This is a genomic window from Acinetobacter sp. Swhac1, from assembly GCF_013390985.1.
Classification (GTDB): domain Bacteria; phylum Pseudomonadota; class Gammaproteobacteria; order Pseudomonadales; family Moraxellaceae; genus Acinetobacter; species Acinetobacter towneri.
The window spans coordinates 1-984 of sequence record NZ_JACASN010000106.1; the positions used below are offsets into that span (position 1 = coordinate 1).

General features: G+C 34.3%; 1 protein-coding gene. It reads right to left on the reverse strand.

What is annotated here, in order from left to right; translation table 11 throughout:
* Positions 1 to 24 precede the first annotated feature (24 nt).
* The gene (locus HX743_RS16145) at positions 25 to 888 is read right to left on the reverse strand and encodes an IS982 family transposase (RefSeq protein ID WP_178319681.1); all 864 of its coding nucleotides are present in this window, start codon (positions 886 to 888) and stop codon (positions 25 to 27) included.
* Positions 889 to 984 lie beyond the last annotated feature (96 nt).

Here is a 984-nt window from a genome sequence, read left to right on the forward strand (position 1 = left end):
TAACCTGAGTTCGATGAAATCCATTTAGCCTTTTAGCATATTTTGGAAAGTTGGCTTATTGGGATTCAAACAATAAGCCACTACAGCAGCCATGATATTCACCATGAAGTTATTTACCGAACGATGACGTGAATGTTCAAGTTGATGTAAATTTTTTAATTGATCATTCACTGTTTCGATCAATCCTCTTCTGCAAAGCAATTGTTTTTCTTCTTCTGTTTGGATAGGTTTGTTTTTCATATTTCGACGTGATGGGGTCAATATTTTCAGTCCTCTTGCTGCTAAAGCTTCGGCTTTGGCTTTGCTCAAATAGCCTTTGTCTCCGAGTAGGATCCCTTTTAAATCTTGAGTTAAAGAGTCCAATAGAGCAACATCATGAACATTTCCAGATGTCAGTTTGAGTTTAATAATTTCCCCCAAATTATTGATAACCAAATGTAATTTAAAACCATAAAACCACCCCGTACTACTTTTTCCTCGACCAGCCAAACCTTTAAATACACGATGTCTTTTAATCCGAAGATTATGGCAAACCACCAATTTAGTGGAGTCAATGATACTGATTCCCGTATCTTTTCCTTTCACTTGATGGAAGAAACTACTCAGCGCTTGCAAACAACGGGGCATGATTTCAATAAATCGGTTGTAGCTAAGCAGTTTAGGAAAAGCAGATTTCCAGAATGGAACGATCATTTGGCAATAAAAATATTTAAAGAATCTAAACCCAGATTGATGAAATAAAATGACAATGGTCATTGCTTCAGACAAGCTTAAAGCTGACTTTTTCAACCTAGTTTTTTGATCAGAAATTAAAGCTTTCTCTAAAGATTCATTAAATTTTTTGCAGAAATCATCCAAAATACAAAATAATTCGGTAATATGATCCATTGAAAAGCCTTGTTTTATAACATTTTGTCTTGAGAACCAATATGTTACAAATACAGGGCTTTTTTTCTACTCTTTTTTTATATCGAACTCAGGTTA

Bases quoted from the DNA above. Each gene is read 5' to 3' on its own strand.
- HX743_RS16145 (WP_178319681.1), bottom strand. From the start codon at position 888: ATGGATCATATTACCGAATTATTTTGTATTTTGGATGATTTCTGCAAA.